Here is a 20577-nt window from a genome sequence, read left to right as displayed (position 1 = left end):
CGTGTGTCGCCCCGGTTTCGCGGCCACCCGGTCAGGGGATGGCGCAGGCGCTCTCGACCCACACGCGGATGGGATTCGCGGCCCGCACGACGAGGCGTTCCACCGGCAGGGTGTCGCTGTAGCGGATGTCCTGCTGCATCGCCCGGTCGGGGGCGTACCCCGCATCGTCCCAGACGCACAGCAGCCGCGCCACGGCGTCGTCGGGATCGTCGGCGCGGATCGAGAACTGTGCGCTCAACCGCGTACCGGTGTCTCCGCAGGGCGCCGCGTCGAACGGGATGTCGGATGCGGCGAGCTCCGCGCCGTCGGCGTCCAGGGGTGTTCCGCCCGCCGCCGCAACGCTGCGTTCGATGAGCGACCGTATCTCGGCGCGAGCCGCGTCTGCGGTGAGCGGCGGCGGCACCGTGGGATCCGGCGACGGCTGGGGCACGGCCGCCACAGCGCTGACCGCGCGCCCCAGCCCGGCCGCCCGGCTCATCCCCGGAGGGCGGCGATGGGTTCGATGCGGGCGGCGCGCCGTGCGGGCAGCCATCCGGCCGCGAGTCCCACGACGGCGCCGAGGAAGGCTCCCCCCACGGCGACCAGCGGGTTGATCACCGGGCTCCACCCCGCGATCACCGACACGAGGACGACCGAGAGCACGGCCACCGCCGAACCCATGATGCCGCCGAGCATCCCGATGATCGCCGACTCCGCGATGAACTGGCCCGCGATCTGCCGCGGTGTCGCCCCGAGCGCCCGACGCAGCCCGATCTCGGGTGTGCGCTCCATCACCGAGAGCAGGGTGACGTTGGCGATGCCGAGTCCTCCTGCCAGCAGCACGATCACACCGAGCGCGATGAACACGACGTTGACGTCGGCCTGCACGTTCTGGCTCAGGTCGCTGCGTCCACGGGGAGCGGCGACCTTGATCTGATCCGGAGCATCGGGCGCCAGCGCGAGAGGAGCCTGCTCGCCGATCTGCGGCCCCGCCCCCACGTCGACGCGTGCCTGGATGCTGCCGGGAGCGGCCAACGCGAAGTCGGCGCGCGCGGTGCCCACCGGGATGATGACCGCATCCTGCAGGTCGGCGCGCCTCTCGAAGGAGTCCACGATGCCGATGACCGCGTACGCCAGTCCGTCGATGAAGATCGAGGGTTGGCTGTCGACGCGATTGATGGCGAGCCGATCGGCCTCGCGGGCTCCGAGCACCGCGACGCGGTCGCCGCGTGCATCGTGCCCGGCATCGAACATCCGCCCCTGGGTGACCCGTCCGCCGAGCGCGTCGAGCAGACCCTCGGATGAGGCAACGACCGGAGCGGGAGCTGCGGATGCGGCCGAGGGGTCGTACACGGGCACCGCGGTGATCGCGGAGCCTGTGGGCAGCGTCACCTCGGCGAGGGTCGCCGCGGCGACCACGCCCGCGAGCCGCTCGACGCGCTCGGCGCCGTCCCAGGGCAGGCGCGCGGTGGCGACGGAGGCGCCGGACTGCGTGCGCGCCTCGGCCGGCGTGATCTCGACGCGTGTGGCCGCCGCCTGATCGAACTGACGGGCGATCTGACCCGCGGCCGTCTGCGCGAATCCGAGAGTCGCGACGAGGGCACCGATGCCGAGCACGGTTCCGGCGATGGTCATGATCAGCCGCGCGGGCCGCGAACCGATGTCGGCGGTCGCCTCGGCGACGAGGTCCTGCGAGGTGAACCGGTCGGCGCGGGGCGTCGGCGGCACCAGTGCGCTGAGGTCCACGCCCTCGCGGGCGGCGGCACGGCGGCGTCTCATGCCACCTCGCTCAGGCGGCCGTCGGCGATCCGCACGCGGCGGCTCGCTCGCGCGGCGACGGCGTCGTCGTGCGTGATGACGATGAGGGTGAGCCCGTCGGCGCGCAGCTCATCGAACAGGTCCATGACCTCGTCGGAGGTGCGGCGGTCGAGGTTGCCCGTGGGCTCGTCGGCGAGCAGCAGGCTCGGCCGGCTGACGACCGCGCGCGCCACGGCGACGCGCTGGCGCTCACCGCCGGAGAGCAGCCCCGGCAGGAAGCCGGTGCGTCCGCCGAGCCCCACCCGTTCGAGCGCCGCGCGCGCACGGTCCTCGCGCTCGCTGCGCGGCACGCCGCTGTAGAGCATCGGCATCAGCACGTTGTCGAGCACGGTGCGTCGCGACATGAGGTGGAAGGCCTGGAACACGAACCCGATGCGGCGTGCCCGGACGGCGGCCCTGCTGTCCTCGTCGAGGGATGAGGTGAGAACGCCGTCGAGGTGATATTCCCCGACGCTCGGTCGGTCGAGCAGACCCAGGATGCTCAGCATCGTGGACTTGCCGGAACCGCTGGGACCGACGATGGAGACGTAGTCGCCCCGCTCGACCGTGAGGTTGATCCCCTTGAGCGCCTGCACCTCGGGAGGTCCGGGGAAGGACCGGGTGACATCGCGCAGCTGCACGAGCGGCGCCGCCGGCACCGCATCGATCCCGGCCGCATCCGTCACGGCCGCGGTCTGCGTCATCGTCCGACCACGACCAGGTCGCCCTCGTCGACGGCGCCTTCGAGCGGGGTGATCTCCACCGCGCCGCTGGCGGCGAGTCCCGTCTTCACCGTGACCAGGCGGGTCTTCGCGTCGGGATCGCGGGGGTCGCCCTCGACGATCTCGACCCGCGCCTCGCCGCCGGGACCCGCGGTGAGCGCGGCGACCGGGACCGACAGGACCTCGCCCTGGGTCGCGCCCACGGGGATGGCGACGCGCACGTTGGATCCCTGCATCTGCTGGATCTGTTCGGGCGTCAGCGGGTCGGGCTCCAGCTCGATCGACCACCGTCCCGTCGAATCCTTGCTCGTGCTGGGAGCGAGCGCGGTGATGACGGCGCGATGGGGCGTCCCGTCGGGCAGCTCGAAGCTCGCCTCGCCGCCCACCTGCAGCAGGGCCGCATCCGCTTCGCCCGCCGATCCGGTGAGGCGCACGGTGGCTCCCGAGACCGTCATGGCGGCACCCTGCAGCACCGCGCCGCGGGTGACGTTGACGGTGTCGACGCGGCGCGGCAGGCCCGTCAGGTACAGCACCTCGGATGAGGGCAGGAAGGCCATGGACCCCTCGCGGGCACGCTGCAGGTCCTGCTGAGCCTGCTGGACCTGCGCGTTGGCGGCGTCGACGGCGGCACGCTGCGCGGAGGTGTCGGCGGGCGCGTCCAACTGCTGACGCTCGAGCTGGCGGAGCGCGAGGGTGTCCTGCAGATCGGCGATCTCGGATGCGGGTCGGTTCGCCGAGATCGCATCGTTCACCGCGCGCTGGGCTGCCGCGACCGCGTTGTCGGCGGCCTTGACGGCGACGACGTCGGCTCCCGACCGCGCCTTGTCCAGGTCGGCCCGGGCCGCGGCGACCGCCTGCTGGGCCGAACGCACGCCGGCCTCGGCGGCGGTCACGGCCTGGGCGGCCCCCTCGTCCCCGGAGGGTGCGGGATAGCCGACGGCGGCGTAGAGCGCCGTGATCCCCGCGGCCGTCTGGGCGTCGAACACGTTCGAGGCGGGGTCTCCCCCGTCGATGCCGACGCTGCGCAGCGCGTTCTTGAGCTGCACCACATCCGGCCCGGAGACGCCGAAGCGCAGGCTCCGGTACGCGGGCAGATCGCCCGGCAGCACGATCACGGGGCGTCCGGCGACCTCCAGCGCGATCGACAGCGTGTTCAGCTCGGCGCCGACCTCGGGCACCTGACCGGTGACCACAGCCGGCCCCGACAGGGTGGCCGTGTCGATCGTCACCTCGACCGCATCCGCGTAGCCGACATCGGCGCGGATCGTCACGTCGTTGCTGAGCTCGCCGAACTCCACCGGAACCGTGATGAGTCCCGGCTCCGGCGCGTCGGCGCGGGATGCCGCCTCCACCGGCGAGACGACGAACGTCCCCACGAGCAGCCCGATCACGAGGCTCGCCACCGCGATCGCGGAGGTGATCCACAGTGGGCGGTTGCCGTGGAACACGCGTCCCCACCCGCGCAGGGCGGCGAAGCGTCCGCGGGGTGCTCCCGCATCCTCCGCGTCGGTCGCGGCAGCAGCCGCGTCCTCGCCGAGCAGCTCGCGCGTGAGCGCGGAATCGCCCGAGGGGTCATCGGGGGCGGGATCGAGGTCCTTTCGTGCCACCTCGGTCAGCTCGCCTGCTCGGCGGCCGCCTTGAGGGCGTCGAGGTCGGCCTTGTTGTCGGCGATGAACTGCTCCTCGAGCGCGAACTGCACCTTCTCGTACTGGTCGCGATAGTTCGTCTTCTCGCGGCAATCCAGGTCGGCGAGGGCGAGGGTGATCTCCTCTTCGCCGAGCTCCTTGAGCTTCGGGTCGTCCTCGACATACGCGGTCTGTCCGCTGTAGTACTCGTTCAGCTTGTCGGACATGCTCGTCTGTGCATCGCCCTGCTTGGCGAAGCCGGACTGGCCGGCGTCGGCCATGCAGGAGGCCCATTCGGCGTCGATCTTCGCGAAGCCCGGGTCCTCGGCCATCTTCGTGTAGAAGTCGTTGATGGCGTCGTTGATGGCCTGGAACTCCTCGTCCATCATCGGGTTGGCGCCGGACTCGTGCTGCGCCCAGCCCTGGCAGCCGGCCTTCGTCCAGTCGTACTCGTACGAGCCGTCCTCGCCGAGCTCCTCCTCGGAGGGTGACGGACCGTACAGCGCCTCGTAGAACGCGGCCTGCTCCGACTCCGACAGGCTCGAGACGTAGTCCTGGTTCGGGTCGACGTACTCCTGCTGGTCGGTGGGCGTCTCATCGCGGCCGGGGTAGTTGACCATCCCGTAGCCGTACTGGGTCACCCAGTCGCGGTCGTCCGGCTTCCACTCGATGTCGCTGCTGCTGCTGAAGGACACCGACTGGATGTTGGGCGTGTAGTCGAAGCCTTCCTCCGACATGCACTGCGCCACGAGCTCCTCGGATTTCTTCTGCTGCTCGGTGAAGCGCGCCTCCTGCTCCTCGGTCGACAGGTCACCGCCCCAGATCGAGGAGAGATAGGCCGACAGCGGCGACTCGGGGCGGTCATCGCCCTTGTCTGCGTCGGCCGGCGAGCACGCGGCCAGGGCGAGTGCCGCCACGACGGTGAGCGGCGCGATGGCGAGCAGGCGTGAACGAACCATGATTCCCCCATAGGATCACCGGCGCCGATGCGACGACGCACATCCTCAGCTTAGGGATCGCATAGCGTCTTCCCATCTGGGAAGACGCCGCGCATCCGTCCGATCAGATCGGATAGGGTGTCGCCCCGCTCAGATCAGCGGCAGTCGCGCGCGCAGAACCGCACCGCCTGCAGTACCCGCGGCGAGTTCGAGGGTCCCCCCGACGACATCGAGCTGCTGGCGCAGACGAGCCAGTCCCGACATCCGGACGTCGCCGGCGGGCGAGGCTCCGTCGCTGACGACCTCGAGCAGCAGCACGCCACGGCTCACACGCGCGGCGAGTCGGATGCGGCGCGCGCCGCCGTGGCGCAGCGCGTTCGTCTGCCCCTCCTCCAACACCCGGACCACGACGATCCGCATCCGTTTGTCGATGCGGGCGCCGAGCACGGCGAGCAGCGGCGACGCGTCGTCGACGATCTCGACGTGCGCAGGAGTACGGGCCGCGAGCGCACGCACCGCGGGCGCCAGGCCCCGGTCGAGATCGACGGGGTACAGCCGCTCACTCAGGGCGCGCAGTTCGTGCTCGCGCAGGCGGGCGAGCGTGTCTGCCACCTCGGTGATGCGCTGCGACGTCGGGCTCCCCGCGGCGATGTCGCGCAGCTCCGCCTCGAGCACGACGAACGTCCCCTGCACGGACCCGTGGATCGTGGCGGCCACGTCCTTGCGCACCCGCAGCTCCTCGGCGCGCACATCGTCCATGAGGGTCAGCGCCCGCTCCTGCGCCTCGATGCGGGTCAGATCCGCCTCTCTGGCGCGACGCCAGACGTCGGCGAACTGGAGTCCGCTGCCGAGCGCGAGCAGAGCCAGCAGGAAGGTCATCGCCGTCTCCAGGCAGACCACGCGCACGGCGCCCGCCGACGCCGCATCCACCACTCCGCTGAGCACCTGCAAGAGAGATCGGATGACAGCGGCTGTGACGGCGAGCGAGAGCACGACGGCTATTCGCGCGCGCGTCCCCCGCCGCTCGGGGCGCAGCAGCGACGCACCGCCGACCACGATCGCGACGGCGCTGAAGTTGTACGCCCAGCGCAGCACGATCTCGGAGAACGGGTCGGGGGCGAGCTGGCGCATGTCGTCGGAGACCACTCCGAGCACGAGCACGGCCTGCACGCTCGCGAGCACCGCACCCAGACCCGCCACCAGCGCGGTGGCCCCGACCATGATGCGCGAGAGCGCGCGCTCCTCGGATGCGGCCGCCCGTGCCACCGGGGAGACGGTCATCGATCCGGCGCGGCGGGCACGGCGGATCCATCGGTCGGAGGTGGGGGCGATCACTCTCGTTCGCGACGCCCGCGCACGACGATGGTCACCAGGGCGGCGAATCCGACCAGACCCAACGCCCCCCACACCCACGGCAGACCCTGTGTCGCCGTCGCCGCCCACGCGGCAGCATTCGCGAGAGACATCGCACGCCCTTCCCCAGACAGGCGGCTCCCCCAGGAGACCGCCGTGACGAACCTAGCCCCGGCGTGGTCGCCGCACTCGTGAGACTGAGTAGTTTCCCCCGGCGCCGCCGACGGCCGGGAAGTCCGATGAGCGTTATCGTTCACCGGCCCGAAATAAGGGCTGTGGCAGGATGGTGCGCGATACTCCCGATCTGAGAGGCACCATGGAACTCAGCGACTACATCCGGGTTCTGCGGAAGAACTGGCTGATCATCGTCGTCGCAACTCTCGTCGGGCTGGGGGCGGCCGCCGGATACTCGCTGACCCGCACGCCCCTCTATGAGTCGCAGGCCTCGGTGGTCGTCTCGACCCAGTCCAGCGGCAGCGTGCAGGAGATCTCGCAGGGCTCGAACTTCACCCAGCAGCGCGTGGCGACCTACGTCAACGTCGCCACGAAGCAGCTCGTGCTCGATCCCGTGATCCGCGATCTCGGACTCGACGTGAGTGCGGGCACCCTCGCCAAGAGCGTCAGCGTCAGCAGCGTGCTCAACACCACCTTCATCACGATCGCCGTGACCGACGCCGACCCCGTCCAGGCCGCCGACATCGCCAATGCCGTGGCGGCGCAGCTACCGCTCGCGGTTGAGGAGATCGAGCCGTCCACCGGCGGCGAGAGCCCGGTCCGCCTCACGACGGCGAGCACGGCGATCCCCACGAACGTGCCGGTCAGTCCGAACGTCCCCCTGAACCTCGCGCTCGGGGCGCTCATCGGCCTGGCGGTCGGCATCGGCATCGCGGTGCTGCGGACCGTCCTCGACACCCGCATCCGCACCATCCGCGACGTCAACCAGATCACCGACCGCCCGATCCTCGGTGCGATCCCCTTCGACGCGAAGGCGGCGGAGCGACCCATCATCATCCAGGCCGATCCGTACAACACGCGGTCGGAGTCCTTCCGGGCCCTGCGCACGAACCTGCAGTTCATCGAGATGGACGGCGGTCACTCCTTCGTGATCACCTCCTCCATCCCGAGCGAGGGCAAGTCCACCACGACCGTGAACCTCGCGATCGCACTGGCGGATGCGGGAAAGCGCGTCGCCCTCATCGACACCGACCTCCGAAAGCCGAAGGTGGCCGAGTACCTCGGCATCGAGGGCGGCGCGGGTCTCACGGATGTACTGATCGGCCGCGCGAAGGTCGGCGACGTGATGCTCCCCTGGGGCAAGCGTCCACTGTTCGTCCTGCCTGCCGGCAAGGTGCCGCCGAACCCCAGCGAGCTGCTCGGCTCGCGTCAGATGGCGCAGCTGCTCGAGGCGATCAGCCGCGACTTCGACGTCGTCCTGCTCGATGCTCCGCCGCTGCTGCCCGTGACGGATGCGGCGATCCTCTCGCGTGAGACCACCGCGGCCATTCTCGTCGTCGCCGCCGGTCGCACGACGACGGGTCAGCTCACCGCGGCCCTCACGGCTCTCGAGACGGTCGACGCGAAGGTGGGCGGCATCGTCATGAGCATGGTCCCGACCCGCGGACCGGATGCTTACGGGTACGGCTATGGCTACGGGTACGGCGGCTATGGCACGTACGGCACCCCGCCGGAGCCGGCGCCGAAGAAGAACTCACGCAAGCGGGCGCCGGAGGATGACGCCGGCCTCGACGAGCTCGTGAAGGGCTCCTGAGCAGAGAGGCGTTCGTGCGATGTCCTCACGTCGTCGCCCGATTCATCGCTCCACCCCCGTCAGACGCGCGCTGACGGGGGTTCTCGTTTCCGTCCTGGCGGTCGCCGCCATCGCGCTCGCGGTGTTGGCGCTGACCCCGCGCACCCCGCCCGAGACTCGTCCGCCTCACACGACAGCGCCCTCCTTCACGCCGTCCGCTTCCCCATCCCCCTCACCGTCCCCGACCGCATCCTCCTCGTCCCCGCCGATCGCGCCGGTCGCGGCACCCGGCGCCCAGGAGCGGTTCCTCGCTGTGGGTGCACAGGCGATGTGGCGGGCGTCCGCCGGCGACTGCGGGACGGTTGCACCCCTGCTGGAGCGATCCACCGACGGCGGTCAGACCTGGAGCGACGTCACGCCGCGCTATCTCGGCATCGGCGAGATCCTGCACGTGGAGGCGTTCGTCGGGACGGAGGCGCGCATCGTCGCACGCGTGGGCGACACCTGCGCGACGCAGGGACTGCGCACCTTCACGCAGGGACGATTCTGGGAACAGGATGCGGCGACCCTCGCCGCGGCGACCTATGTCGACCCTGCGGCGCCCGCCGTTGTCGTGACCCCCTCGGGCCGCGTCGAGGCGCCGTGCCCGTCACCGTGGGGCGCTCAGGGAGATGCCGACGCGCTGACCCTCGTCTGTGAGGGCGTCGCGCAGCAGTGGAACGGGGGCGCGTGGCAAGCCGTCGCGGAGCGCGCAGTCGCCGTCGCTTGGACCGCCGACGGTGCGCGCGCGGCGCGCACGGACCCCTCCTGCCCCGGCCTGATCGTCGGCGACGCCTGCCTCGCGGACGCCCCCGCCGGACCCGCCGCCCTCGCCGTGGCACCCGACGCACTGTGGCTCTGGGCCGGCGACACCGTCCGTTCCCTCCCCTGACCGGCCGTGCCGCACGGGCCGCACCCTCACCCTCCCACGCCCGGTTCTGGCTGAGGCGCGGCCGAACTCCTGCACGTCAGCCACTACCCCCACGCACCAGCCGCTCCACCCCCACTTCTGCAGGAGTTCCGCATCCCCGCACCTCGGGCAGCCGGGCGCGGCCGGGCGACGGCGCCGCCGCCCGGCCTCCGCGAGTCAGCGCGTCGTGGTGCGGCGTCGGCGGCGGGCGTCGACCACCAGCAGCGCGCCCAGCAGCATCAGAGCGCCCGCCGTCGTCGCCAGCATCGTGGGCGCCGACGCCCCCGTCGCGGGCAGGCCCGCCACGGTGAACGACGCCCATCCGACGATGGATCCGCTCTGCGAGTCGACGAACACCACGCGGTGGGCTCCGGCGGGCAGCGATGCCGGCACGGTCACCGTCGCTTGCCCCGCCGCATCCGCCGTCACGGATCCTCCGGACGCCGGCGTGGAGAAGAACCACACCTCGTACGTGCCGCCTGCTTCGAGCCCCGCCACTCCCACGCGACTTCCGGCGGCCACGCGATCCGCGGCGAGCGTGACGGAGCCCCGGTTCTGTGCGGTCAGGGAGCTCTCCGCGGGCGCGGACGCTCCACCCGCACCGGGGTTGCCCTCCGTCGGGGGAACGGCGACATCGTCGGCGGCGGTCGTGATGACCTCGCTGAATCCGGATGCGGGCGACACGCCCACGCCATTGATCGCCTCGACGGTGAACACGTACTCCGTGTCCGGGATGAGGTTGGTCACGGTCAGCGCGGTCGAGTCGGCGGACACGACCGCACCCTCCTGCGTCCCTCCGAACACGCGGACCCGGTACCCGGTGACCGGTGAACCGCCGTCGGAACTCGGTGCGTCCCAGGTCAACGAGACCGTGCGTGCCGTGCTCGCGACCAGCCGCGGCGCGGACGGTGCCGACGGCGCGGTCGCCGCGGGAACCGTGGCCGGGGTCGTGAAGGCCACCTGCGGGGAGGCCTCACCCGCCCCCGCGCTGTTGCGCGCGGCGACCGTGACGGCGTACGACGTGTCGGGCAGCAGGCCGGAGACGACCGCCGTCGTGCCGGTGACGACGACCTGCGCGGGAGCCGACTGGCCGCCGCGTGTGATCACGACGTCGTACGAGCTGATCGCCGCGCCGCCGTCGGATGCGGGCGCCAGCCAGCTCACCTGCGCGGCGGTCGCGGATGTGGCGACCGCGCTCACCTGCCGCGGGACTCCCGGCAGCACCACCGGAGCGTCCGCCGTCCGGGCGATCAACGCCGAGGAGGCGGGGCCGGCACCGACGCTGTTCACCGCCGTGACCGTGATCGAGTAGTCGGTCGCCGGCGCGAGATCACCCACCGAGATCTCCGTGACCGATGCGCCGACGGTGAACGTGGTCACCGCGTCGCCCAGAGCCACCCGCACCAGGTACCCCGTCAGCTGTGCGCCGCCGTCGGATGCGAGAGCCAACCACCCGATCGAGATGCCGGTGGGCGTGGCCGAGCGCTGCGCGAGGGCCGTGGGCGCACCGGGCACGGTCGCCGCCGGCGGCAGTGCCGCCGTCGTTGCGTCGATGAAGGCACCGATCGTCTGGCCGACGCCGTTCACGGAGGCGACGCTGACCACGTAGAGGGTCTGCGGCTGCAGCTCGTCGACCAGCAGACTCGTCGTGCCCGTCGCCAGGGTCACGTCCTTCACCACATCGCCGCCGTGGGTGACGACGACGCGGTGTCCGGTGACCGGCGCGCTCGGCGTCGCGGAAGCGCCCTTCCATTGGACGACGAACGAGCTCGCCGTCACGGAGGTCGCCACGATGTCGGTGGGTGCCGCGGGTGCGGTGAAGGATGCTGTGGTCACGGCCGCTCGGGGTGACCACGCGCCGGTCCCGACCGCGTTCCTCGCGGCGACCGCGACCTCGTAGGAGGTTCCGGCGTCCAGCCCGAGGGTCGCCGTGGTGACGGTACCGAGCGTGATCGTGCGCAGCGGCACCTGGGCACCGGCCGCGTAGACCGCCACCTCGTACCCCTCGATCGCACGACCTCCATCCGCCGGCGCACCCCAGGTCACCGTCGCACTCGCGGTGCTCACCTGGCTCACCGTCGGGGCTGCCGGCGCCGCGGGCGCGGTCGGCGCCGGGACGACCGTCAGGGTGGCCGCATCCGTCTCACGCGTCTGGTCGCCGAGGGTGAACACGGCGCGGAAGGCGGCACCGTCGTCGGCGAGGGCGGCGGAGAACGTGAGACTGCGGGAGCTCTCGCCCTCCATGTTCACCCAGCTGTCGCTGTCGGCGGCGCGCCGCTGCCACTGGACCGATGGGACGGGGGTGCCGGATGCGAGCGCCGAGAACGTCACGGTCTGCCCCTCTTCGACGCTCTGCGAGCTCGGGCCGGCGACGATGTCGAAGGCGTCGCTCAGCGTCTCCTCCGGCGAACGCGGCGTCTCGCCCTCATCGATCGGCAGGATCTCGACGTCGTTCGTGAGCGCGACGCGCTGGCCGGCACCGACGTGGATGACGTCGGCTTCCGCCCGCGTCGACTTGCCGTCGTACCACGTCGTACCGGTGCTCGGAGAGTAGACGTAGAGCGTGTAGTCCCCGGGCTCCAGCGGCGGGAGGACGAAGTGCCCGTCCGCATCCGTCGTCGTCTCGATCCCCAGGATCGGACTCGTCGTGGCGGGACCGGCGAAGAAGGACACGACGCGCTGGAAGAACCCGGCGATGCCATTCGTGGGTGCCGTCGCCACGCCCACCGTGGCACCGGCGAGCGGCTGACCGTTCGTGTCGACGATGCGGCCGGAGACCGTGCCGCCGAGGCCCAGACGCGCGTCGATGTCCGTCACGGATGCGTCGACGATGTCGATCACTCGGGCACCGTCGAACGAGGCGGATCCGTCGTACCACTGCGACACGTACAGACCGTCGTAGTTGACGAGCTCCACCTTGTATCGACCGGGAATGAGGGCGGGAACCGTGAAGGTGCCGTCGGAGTTCGTTCGCACGCTCTGCCGGTAGTCGTACTCATCGTCCGCACCGGTGATCGAGACGGAGACGTCGGAGAGAGGCACGCCGTTGTTGGCGGCGACCACCGTGCCCGAGATGCCGTATCCGCGCTGCAGCGAGATCTCGACGCCGTCGAGGCCTGCGTCCGGGATGACGAGCGGTGTCGTCGAGGGGACGTAGTCCTGCGTGGCCCAGGTGTGCAGCACGGTGCTGCCGACGCGGTCGAACACCGCCGTGAACCGACCGTCGGAGCCGCTCGTGCCGCTGGTGCTGCCGTCGCCGACGGAGACGCCCGCGACCCCCGCCCCCGTCAGCGCGTCGACGAGCCGACCCGTCACCCGCAGACCGGGCTGAAGGACCGCATTGGCGACGAACGGGTCGGACCCGTCCGGACCGATCTCGATCGGTGTCGCGGCATCCTCCGTCTGCGCACCCTGCCACCACTGGGATGAGAGCGTGCCGGACGCATAGTTCCGCTCGAACTTGAGGATGACGGATGCCCCGGCGGGAATCCCGGAGAGCCGGTAGACCCCGGTCGTGACGTCGGCGGTGGCGCTCTGGGAGTTCTGCCAGGTGCCCCACTCGGTCTCGTACTGCCAGGTCGCCCTCACGTACGCACCGACCGGCTGCCCGGTGAGCGCCGAGGTGACGGTGCCGGTGATCTGCGCGGGAGGCAGGGCGAGGGTGATCCCCGACGTCGTCTGACCGGCGATCACCACGATCGCCGATGTGGGAGCGATGCTGTTGCCGCCGAGGCTCCCCGAGATCGTGTATTCGCCGGCGGGGATGCCCCGCAGGTCGAAGGCGCCGTCATCGAGCATGGTCGACGCACTGCCCGAGAAACTTAGGCTGGAGCCGCCCTGTGTGGGCTGTACCCACAACGACAGGTAGGTGTATCCCGCACCGACCGCCTCGGGGAAGGTCCCTGCGATGGAGCCGCCGAGGGTCAGGGCGAGATCCGCGCCGTCGTACGCGTCACCCGCGCCGAGCGAGATCGCGGTGGCGTCCTCGCGCGAGCCCGCCGGACCGAACCAACGGTTCACGTAGAGCTGCGTGTCTCCGACGGCCTGCACGGCGTAGTTGTCGACGCTCAGTGCAGCGAACGTGTAGACGCCGTCCTCATCCGTCTTCGCTGTGCCGATGGCGGATTCGGGCGCGCCGGTGTCGTTCGCCCGGTAGAGGCGAACGGTGAGGTCATCGAGCGGAGCGCCGGTGTCCGCATCCGTGATGATGCCGGAGATCGTGCCGGTGCCACCGCTCAAGAACACGGGCACTCGGTCGTCGGCGCGCACGGTCAGCACCGTGGCGGTGGCCGGCGAATCGCCGCCGTAGTACACCGGCTGGCCGCCCGTGTACGAGGTGTAGCGCACGAGGTAGTCGCCGGGGCGCACCCGCACATCGAGCGTCGAGGTGTACGTGCCCATCGTGGCCGCGACGGTGCGCGTCTGGGCATCGAGGACGTCGATGTAGCCGGGCCGGGCCGAGAGCGCCTCGTCCAGCGTCACCGCGATGGTGCCGAGCTCGAGGCTGTACGCCGAGACGTCGAGCGTCAGCTGGTCGCCGGCCGCGACGGTGAAAGGATCTCCCCACACCTCGTTGAAGGATCCGGCCGTCAACTGCAGCCGATAGGTACCGGCCGGAAGATCGGTGAGTCGGAACGTGCCGTCCCGGGCGACCGTCGACCAGCCGTACGTCGACCCCATGGCCCCGTTCGCCCGGGCGGCGACGTTGGTCACGCGGGATGCGGCGGCCTGCGGCAGCGTGCCGATGACGGTCGCTCCGGCCACGATGGTGACGTCGATCCCGGTGAGGTTCGTCGACCCCTCGTTCGCGATCGAGAGGATGGTCGCCGTGTCGTAGGTGGCGCCTCCGTAGAAGGTGGACAACCCCTGTCCGCGCGCCGGGGAGAACTGCAGCCGGTACGCGCCGGGCTGGACGTTGCCGAACGTATAGCGTCCGGTGCTGTCGGTGACGGTCGAGTAGTACCGCGTCGGAGCGCCCGGGACCGTCGAGACCGGTGTCGCGGAGACGCCGACGCCGGACAACGGCGCGCCCTGCGCGGTGACCACGCGCCCGGAGATGGAGTTCGTGCCGAGGGCGAGAATCGCGTCGAGGCCATCGACGCTCTGACCGGCCGTCAGGGTGACGGCGGTCGCCGCATCCCGGGTCGCCGCCCCCTGCCACCACTGCTCGAGGAAGGCGGAGCCGTCGGAGAAGCCGATGTCGTACGTCCCGGCCGGCACGACGACGCGCCAGGGCACCGTGCTCCCGGGCGCGGCGAACTCGTAGGTACTGAACCCGTACGGTTCCCCGACGCCGACCACCTGCACGCTCACAGGGAACATCCCTGCCGGCGCCGTCGGGAGCGTCACCACACCCGACACGGCGGCACCCGGATCGAGCGTGACCGCGCCCAGGTCGTAGGCGAAGCCCTCGCGTGCGCCGTCCACTTCCGCCGTCGAGGTCACATACAGCTGCGACGCCCCCGACTCGAGCAGCAGGCGGAAGAACGAATCCGACGTCGAGACGGCGAGGGAGAACGAGCCGTCGGAGGATGTGGTCGTGTCGGCCAGCACCTCCTCGCCGTCGCCGGACCCGCCGGCAGCGGCGATCCGGAACCCGGGGATCGGTTGGGCGCTCACGGAATCGGTCAGCACGCCCGTGAGGGTGATGATCCCCTCGACGCCGGGCGTCGCGGGCACGTCCTGGGGTGAACCTCCCCACCAGATGCTGAGGTGGTCGCCCGTGCCGGTGCCGGGGAGATCCGAGGTGTCGGTGTCGGCACGTGCCGACGAACCCTCCTGCGGTGCGGGCCCGGAGTCCTCGCCGCCCTGCGGCGGCGCGTCGGATGCGGGCGGCTGCTCCGTTCCGGGAACGGGGTCCGTGACGTCGCCGGCGGACGGCGGGTCGGTCGGCTGCGGGGGCGCGGAGGCGTCGGGCGTCTCATCCACGGGGGCCACATCCGGCGACGGTGCGGCCTGGCTCGGCGCCGCATCCGGGCTCACCGTGTCGGCGGGTGCCGTCTCGGTGACGGGCGGCGCGCTGACCACGGGCTCCGGAGCCGCAGTCGCACCCCAGGCGAGCGAAGACCCTGACAGCACCAGGCACACACTGACGCCGATGGCCGCGAGCGTTGCCTGCAGGCGCGACGATGAACGATGACGACGGGTCATCTCTCCCCCTTCGGGCAACCCCCCGGCAGCCCTCGCGAGCATGATCCTGTACGCGGCGAAGACGCGTCAACTCGGCGACACGGCGCGCCGCGCACCCTCACCGGCCCGGGAATCCTGACGACGCCCGGAATCGCGCGGCAGCACAACGGCCGTCCGAGCTTCCGGATTCGGAAGATCCAGACGAATCCGAACACCGGACAGCGCACGGCGCCCTCGAAGCGCCACACCTTTCCGCATCCGCCGCAGTCATCTCCTGGCGCAGCTGCGCAGAGGTGTCGCATCTGCGCACCCGCGCGACGCGACTCGGGCACCCCGGCATTCACCGAGGCACCCGGCACCCGGCGCGACGGCGACCGCGGCACCCGGCGCGACGTCTGCACGACCGGTCGCCCGCCGGTCGACCCGCCAGCCACATCCCGTGACACCAGCCCCAAGGATCGTGCAGACGTCGCACGCAACTCCACCCCAACGCGCCCACCCGAACACGGCACGCAACACCCCGACGCGACTCGGGCACCCGGCCGTGCCAGAGGCCGCGGACTCACCCGACGAGGGGGCCGCCGAGCTTCCAGTACCCGAGGAACGACACGCGGTCCTTCGACACCCCGCGCTCGGCGGTCAGGTGGCGACGGATGCGGGTGACAGCCCCCGCCTCGCCCGCCAGCCACACGTATTCGGCATCCGCCACGGGCAACTCGCGCACGGCCGCCTCGAGCGCCTCCCCGGCGACGGCCGCGCGCGCCACGAGCCGCACGCGTGCGCCCGCCGGCGCCTCGGGGCTCACGATGTCGTCGCGCGCGTCCCCCGCCTCCAGCAGCACCTCCGCACGGCCGCCCTCCGGCAGGGTGCGCAGGATGTTGGCGATCGCCGGGAAGGCGGTCTCGTCGCCCACGAGCAGCCACCGTGTGGCCCCGGCAGGCGCCTGCCAGTGCAGCCCGTAGCCGGTCCATCCGTTGCGCCGGTCGGGTCCGGTGATCCACAGACGCTCCCCCGGCGTCGCTCCCGCAGCCCACGCGGATGCGGGGCCGGGCGGGTCGTGCAGCAGCACGTCCACGTCGATCTCGCCCTGCTCGGGCCGGATCGCCGACGGCGTGTACGTGCGCAGCACGTTGCGCTCGGTCTCCGGCAGCGCCTTCCACCGTGCGTACCACTCGGACGGATGCGGGGTGGGCTCCGCCATGAGTCCGAAGTCGGCGAGGCCCCCGTCCGGAAGCGGCAGCACGAGCTTGATCCGTTGGTCCAGGCCCCACGGCGCGAAGTCGCGAAGCTCGGGCGCGGCGAGGGTGAGCCGTCGCCATCCCGGTGCGATGGCGCGCGCGTCGGCCACGGTCACAGCGAAGGCGCTGTACTCCCAGGGCCGCATCATGCACCCCCGAGCGGCACGACGAGGGGGCCGCCGGTCACCGGGTCTGCGATCACCATGTTGGGCAGGCCGAAGACCTGCTCCACCCGCTCGCTGGTGACGACATCGGCGGGTGTCCCCTCGGCGACGATCGCGCCGTCGCGCATCGCGATGATGTGGCTGGCGTATCTGGCGGCGTGGTTCAGGTCGTGCAGCACGGCGACGATGGTGCGCCCTGCGCGGTTGAGCCTGCCGAAGAGCTCCATGAGCTCCACCTGGTGCGCGATGTCGAGGAAGGTGGTCGGCTCGTCGAGCAGCAGCAGGTCGGTCTGCTGAGCGAGCACCATCGCCACCCAGACGCGCTGCCGCTGCCCGCCCGAGAGCTCGTCGACCGGACGCGACGCGAGCTCGCGGGTGCCCGTCGCGTCGAGCGCCTCGTCGACCGCGCGCTCGTCCGCATCCGACCACCGCCGGATGAGGCCCTGATGCGGGTAGCGTCCGCGGGCGACGAGGTCGGCGACCGTGATCCCCTCCGGGGCGATCGCGGTCTGCGGCAGCAGCCCCAGCCGCCGGGCGACTTCCTTCGCGGGGTAGGCGGAGATCGCGCGCCCGTCGAGCACGACGCTTCCGGACTGCGGCGCGAGCAGGCGTGACAGCCCCCGCAGCAGCGTCGACTTGCCGCACGCGTTGGGGCCGATGATCACCGTGAACGAGCCGTCGGGCACGCTCACCGTGAGATCGGACACCACCATCCGGCGGTCGTACGCGAGGCTCACCCCGTCGGCGGCGAGGCGCGGGGCGGACGGATGCGGGAACTCAGGCACGGCGACGGATCTCCTGGATGATCGTGACGACGAGGTAGATGCCGCCGAGGGTGACGGTGACGACACCGGCGGGCAGCACGACGGGAAGCAGATGCTGCGCGATCACGTCGGAGGCGAGCAGCAGCAACGCACCGACGAGGGCGGCGAGCATAAGAGAGAGGTACGGCGTGCGTGCGAGACGCCGCGCGATCTGCGGCGCCGCGAGCGCGACGAAGGCGATGGGACCGACCACGGCGGTGGCGATCGAGACGAGGCCGACACCGAGCAGCAGTGCCGCACTGCGCACGAGGGCGGGGCGGGCCCCGGTCGCGGCGGCGACGTCGTCGCCGAGGTCGAGCTGGCGCAGGCGCGGCACGAGCACCGCGACGCCGATGAGCAGCGGCAGGGCGCAGGCGAGCGCACCGCCGAGCGGCGCGGCCGTGATGCCGTTGAGCGACCCGGCACCCCAGGCGGAGGCGAACATCGCGGTCTCGAGCTCGACCTGCAGCAGCATCCACGTGTTGAGCGAGGCGAGCATGGCGGAGATGCCGATGCCGATCACGATGAGCCGGAAACCCTGCACGCCGCCGCGTCGGGCGAGCGCGCCGATCACGAGGGCGACGCTCACACCGCCGACGACGGCCCCGATCGTCAGAGCGGGCCAGCTGCTCGAGACGAGCGTGAGGGTGAGCAGCATGCCGGCGAAGGCGCCGTTGGACAGACCCAGGATGTCGGGGCTCGCGAGCGGGTTGCGCGTGACGGTCTGGAAGAGCGCGCCGCTGACGGCGAGCAGAGCGCCCAGGGCCACGGCCGCGAGCGTGCGCGGCAGGCGCCACTCGAGCACGACGGTGCGATCGAGGTCGGTCCCGCCGCCGGCGAACGCGGTGAGCACCTGCGCGGGATCGAGCGCGTACGAGCCGAGACCGAGCGAGACGACGGCGAGCACGGCCACGGCCGCGGCGAGCGCGATCCCCACGACCAGACTCCGCGCGCGCAGGCGGATGCGGTATCCGCCGAACCCGACGTCGAGCCGGCGGTAGCCGGCATCCACGAGCGCACTCATCCGAGCCCGCTCACGCGACGGCGCATCGCCAGAGCGATGAGCACGGGCGCACCGACGAAGGCGGTGACGATGCCGGCGGGCATCTCGGCAGGGGCGATCAGCACGCGCCCGAGCACGTCGGCGGCCAGAACGACGACCGGGGCGAGCACGACCGAGACGCCGAGGATGACGCGCTGGTCGACGCCGAACACCCACCGTGCGACGTGCGGCACCATGAGCCCGACGAACGCGATCGGGCCGACGAGCGCCGTGGCCGCGCCCGCGAGGAGGGTGACCGCGACCACGACGAAGATGCGGATGAGGCGCACGTTCGCCCCGTGCGATCGGGCCACGTCATCACCGAGGGCCAGCGCGTTGAGTCCCGGCGCGACGGCGAACGCGATGATCAGGCCCACACCGATGAACGGGACGATCGCGACGAGCGCGTCGACACCGGCGCCCAGCAGGCTCCCGGCGTGCCAGCTGCGCATGGCGTCGAAGGCGTCGGGGTTGCTGAGCGTCATCCCGGTCACCAGTCCCGAGAACACGGCGCCGAGCGCGACGCCGGCGAGGGTGAGGCGGATGGGGTCGGCGCCCCCGCGCCCCGACGACCCGATGAGGTACACGCCGAGCGTCACGACGAGCGCCCCGGCGAAGGCGAGCCAGACGAAGGATGCGGGATCCCGCATCCCGAGGAACGCGACGCCGAGTGCGACGGCGAAGGCCGCTCCCGCGTTGACCCCGAGGATGCCGGGGTCGGCGAGCGGGTTGCGCGTGAATGCCTGGATCAGGGCACCTGCCACGCCGAGAGCCGCGCCTGCGGCGATGCCGGCGAGCGTGCGGGGTATCCGCAGCTGCCACACGATGTACTGCGATTCGGGGGTGCCGCCGCCGGCGAGGGTGTCGATGACGGCGCGGGGCGACAGCGGGTTCGCCCCGAGTGCCAGCGACAGCCCGATGGCGACGACGAGGGCGCCCACGAGCGCGAACGCGCCCACGGCGACGCGCAGGCTTCGAGGCCGCGCGCGCCGCCGTGAGCGGGCTGCGAGAGTGAGGGTCACCGAGCGTTCGAGAGGTACTTCTCGATGTCGTCGAGCACCTTCATCGCGCCCTTGGGACCGACCCCGGAGACCCAGTAGCTGGTGTCGACGAGGGTGACGTTCGGGAACTCCGCGGCGTTCTGCGCGATGGCGGCGGGGATGAGGGAGGCGTCGTCGACATCGGTCGCGGTCACGAACACGTGGTCGGCCTTCGCCTGCAGGATGTTCTCCGGCGAGATGTCGGCCTGGATACCGTCTGCCCAGTCCTGGTCGGGAATGGTGAAGCCGACGCACTCGAGCAGGCTGCCGGCGAAGGATGTGGGGCCGTACAGGCTCAGCGTCGTCTCGTCGCGGGGACGGATCAGCTGGGCCGTCTGTCCGTCGACGGCATGCTCCTTGCCGATCTCGTCGCAGCGCGCGTCCACGTCGCCCAGGAGCGTCTGCACCTCGTCCTTGTGGCCGAGTGCATCGCCGATGAGCAACGCGTTGTCGCGCCACGGGTCGGCCTGCGTCGCGATGAAGACGGTCGGTGCGATGGCGCTGAGCTGGTCGTACAGCTTCGAGTGACGCGCCTCGGTGCCCAGGATGAGGTCGGGCTTGAGGGCGGCGATCGCCTCGAGGTCGGGCTCGGGTACGGTGCCGACCGGCTCCACGCCGGACGCGTCGAGGTAGGCGGGGATGCCCGAGACGTTGCTCGCGACGGCCGCTCCGACGGGGGTGATGCCGAGGGCGACGGCGGTGTCGAGCTCGAGCGGCTCGAGGGTCACGACCCGCTGCGGGTCGGCGGGGACCTCGGTCGTGCCCCGGGCGTGCGTCACCTCGTGGCTGGAGGCGGCGGCCGGCGTGGATGCGGCGGGCTCGGCGGATGCGGCCGAACAGCCGGCCAGGCCGAGGGCCGCGACGGCGGCGAGCGCCAGGGCTGCGAGGGAACGGGAGCGAGCGGGCATGCGGCCGCCTTTCGGGTGGTGCGTTCGGGACCCCGCCGTCGCGTGGCGACATGCAGGTAAGCACAGCCTAACCAACATCGCCGCCGCGCCTCGACCCCATCCACACCCCGCCCCCGGTCGCCCCGCGAGCCCACTCCCCCCGG

The 20577-nt window shown here is 71.8% G+C and carries 15 protein-coding genes; 2 read left to right on the top strand and 13 right to left on the bottom strand.

What is annotated here, in order from left to right; all coding sequences use genetic code 11:
- Positions 1-31: 31 nt before the first annotated feature.
- The 7 genes from ACYVJS_RS01675 to ACYVJS_RS01645 form a co-directional block, all read right to left on the bottom strand.
- On the bottom strand, positions 32-478 hold the full coding sequence (locus ACYVJS_RS01675; RefSeq protein ID WP_460737162.1) for a hypothetical protein: 447 nt from the start codon (positions 476-478) through the stop codon (positions 32-34).
- Complete coding sequence (locus tag ACYVJS_RS01670) at positions 475-1758, bottom strand: ABC transporter permease (protein ID WP_460737161.1); 1284 nt, start codon at positions 1756-1758, stop codon at positions 475-477. The genes ACYVJS_RS01675 and ACYVJS_RS01670 overlap by 4 nt, the downstream gene beginning before the upstream one ends.
- Positions 1755-2480, bottom strand: a complete 726-nt coding sequence (locus tag ACYVJS_RS01665) for an ABC transporter ATP-binding protein (protein ID WP_460737159.1) — start codon at positions 2478-2480, stop codon at positions 1755-1757. The genes ACYVJS_RS01670 and ACYVJS_RS01665 overlap by 4 nt, the downstream gene beginning before the upstream one ends.
- On the bottom strand, positions 2477-4105 hold the full coding sequence (locus tag ACYVJS_RS01660) for an efflux RND transporter periplasmic adaptor subunit (protein WP_460737157.1): 1629 nt from the start codon (positions 4103-4105) through the stop codon (positions 2477-2479). The genes ACYVJS_RS01665 and ACYVJS_RS01660 overlap by 4 nt, the downstream gene beginning before the upstream one ends.
- 5 nt (positions 4106-4110) lie before the next feature.
- On the bottom strand, positions 4111-5082 hold the full coding sequence (locus ACYVJS_RS01655) for a hypothetical protein (protein WP_460737154.1): 972 nt from the start codon (positions 5080-5082) through the stop codon (positions 4111-4113).
- Positions 5083-5211: 129 nt separating this feature from the next.
- The gene (locus ACYVJS_RS01650; protein WP_460737152.1) at positions 5212-6396 is read right to left on the bottom strand and encodes a sensor histidine kinase; all 1185 of its coding nucleotides are present in this window, start codon (positions 6394-6396) and stop codon (positions 5212-5214) included.
- Positions 6393-6527 carry a hypothetical protein gene (locus ACYVJS_RS01645; RefSeq protein ID WP_460737150.1) on the bottom strand — a complete coding sequence of 45 codons (135 nt, stop codon included), beginning with the start codon at positions 6525-6527 and terminating at the stop codon, positions 6393-6395. Before ACYVJS_RS01645 ends, ACYVJS_RS01650 begins: the two co-directional genes overlap by 4 nt.
- 203 nt (positions 6528-6730) lie before the next feature.
- Between ACYVJS_RS01645 and ACYVJS_RS01640 the strand changes: the two genes are divergently transcribed.
- Together ACYVJS_RS01640 and ACYVJS_RS01635 are read left to right on the top strand one after the other, a co-directional pair.
- Positions 6731-8182 carry a tyrosine-protein kinase domain-containing protein gene (locus ACYVJS_RS01640; RefSeq protein ID WP_460737148.1) on the top strand — a complete coding sequence of 484 codons (1452 nt, stop codon included), beginning with the start codon at positions 6731-6733 and terminating at the stop codon, positions 8180-8182.
- Between the two features lie 19 nt (positions 8183-8201).
- On the top strand, positions 8202-9092 hold the full coding sequence (locus ACYVJS_RS01635; protein ID WP_460737146.1) for a hypothetical protein: 891 nt from the start codon (positions 8202-8204) through the stop codon (positions 9090-9092).
- Positions 9093-9287: 195 nt separating this feature from the next.
- On the opposite strand, the gene ACYVJS_RS01630 is transcribed toward ACYVJS_RS01635, so the two are convergent.
- The 6 genes from ACYVJS_RS01630 to ACYVJS_RS01605 all read right to left on the bottom strand — a co-directional run bounded on the left by ACYVJS_RS01630 (position 9288) and on the right by ACYVJS_RS01605 (position 20434).
- Positions 9288-15260, bottom strand: coding sequence for a fibronectin type III domain-containing protein (locus ACYVJS_RS01630; RefSeq protein ID WP_460737144.1), 5973 nt, complete (start codon positions 15258-15260; stop codon positions 9288-9290).
- Between the two features lie 541 nt (positions 15261-15801).
- Positions 15802-16626 (bottom strand): siderophore-interacting protein, encoded by an 825-nt coding sequence (locus ACYVJS_RS01625; protein ID WP_460737142.1) that lies wholly within the window; start codon positions 16624-16626, stop codon positions 15802-15804.
- Positions 16623-17354, bottom strand: coding sequence for an ABC transporter ATP-binding protein (locus ACYVJS_RS01620; RefSeq protein WP_460737482.1), 732 nt, complete (start codon positions 17352-17354; stop codon positions 16623-16625). Before ACYVJS_RS01620 ends, ACYVJS_RS01625 begins: the two co-directional genes overlap by 4 nt.
- Before the next feature lie 64 nt (positions 17355-17418).
- Complete coding sequence (locus ACYVJS_RS01615) at positions 17419-18468, bottom strand: FecCD family ABC transporter permease (protein WP_460737140.1); 1050 nt, start codon at positions 18466-18468, stop codon at positions 17419-17421.
- Positions 18465-19508 (bottom strand): FecCD family ABC transporter permease, encoded by a 1044-nt coding sequence (locus ACYVJS_RS01610; protein WP_460737138.1) that lies wholly within the window; start codon positions 19506-19508, stop codon positions 18465-18467. Before ACYVJS_RS01610 ends, ACYVJS_RS01615 begins: the two co-directional genes overlap by 4 nt.
- The gene (locus ACYVJS_RS01605; protein ID WP_460737136.1) at positions 19505-20434 is read right to left on the bottom strand and encodes an ABC transporter substrate-binding protein; all 930 of its coding nucleotides are present in this window, start codon (positions 20432-20434) and stop codon (positions 19505-19507) included. Before ACYVJS_RS01605 ends, ACYVJS_RS01610 begins: the two co-directional genes overlap by 4 nt.
- Positions 20435-20577 lie beyond the last annotated feature (143 nt).

The organism is Microbacterium neimengense, from assembly GCF_054782995.1.
Note: the sequence above shows the minus strand (reverse complement) of the source record. Positions and strands in the feature narration are given on the sequence as shown.

Coding starts and splice junctions, on each gene's coding strand:
- ACYVJS_RS01675 (WP_460737162.1), bottom strand. CDS start 478: ATGAGCCGGGCGGCCGGGCTGGGGCGCGCGGTCAGCGCTGTGGCGGCC.
- ACYVJS_RS01670 (WP_460737161.1), bottom strand. CDS start 1,758: ATGAGACGCCGCCGTGCCGCCGCCCGCGAGGGCGTGGACCTCAGCGCA.
- ACYVJS_RS01665 (WP_460737159.1), bottom strand. CDS start 2,480: ATGACGCAGACCGCGGCCGTGACGGATGCGGCCGGGATCGATGCGGTG.
- ACYVJS_RS01655 (WP_460737154.1), bottom strand. CDS start 5,082: ATGGTTCGTTCACGCCTGCTCGCCATCGCGCCGCTCACCGTCGTGGCG.
- ACYVJS_RS01645 (WP_460737150.1), bottom strand. CDS start 6,527: ATGTCTCTCGCGAATGCTGCCGCGTGGGCGGCGACGGCGACACAGGGT.
- ACYVJS_RS01640 (WP_460737148.1), top strand. CDS start 6,731: ATGGAACTCAGCGACTACATCCGGGTTCTGCGGAAGAACTGGCTGATC.
- ACYVJS_RS01635 (WP_460737146.1), top strand. CDS start 8,202: ATGTCCTCACGTCGTCGCCCGATTCATCGCTCCACCCCCGTCAGACGC.
- ACYVJS_RS01630 (WP_460737144.1), bottom strand. CDS start 15,260: ATGACCCGTCGTCATCGTTCATCGTCGCGCCTGCAGGCAACGCTCGCG.
- ACYVJS_RS01625 (WP_460737142.1), bottom strand. CDS start 16,626: ATGATGCGGCCCTGGGAGTACAGCGCCTTCGCTGTGACCGTGGCCGAC.
- ACYVJS_RS01620 (WP_460737482.1), bottom strand. CDS start 17,354: ATGGTGGTGTCCGATCTCACGGTGAGCGTGCCCGACGGCTCGTTCACG.
- ACYVJS_RS01615 (WP_460737140.1), bottom strand. CDS start 18,468: ATGAGTGCGCTCGTGGATGCCGGCTACCGCCGGCTCGACGTCGGGTTC.
- ACYVJS_RS01605 (WP_460737136.1), bottom strand. CDS start 20,434: ATGCCCGCTCGCTCCCGTTCCCTCGCAGCCCTGGCGCTCGCCGCCGTC.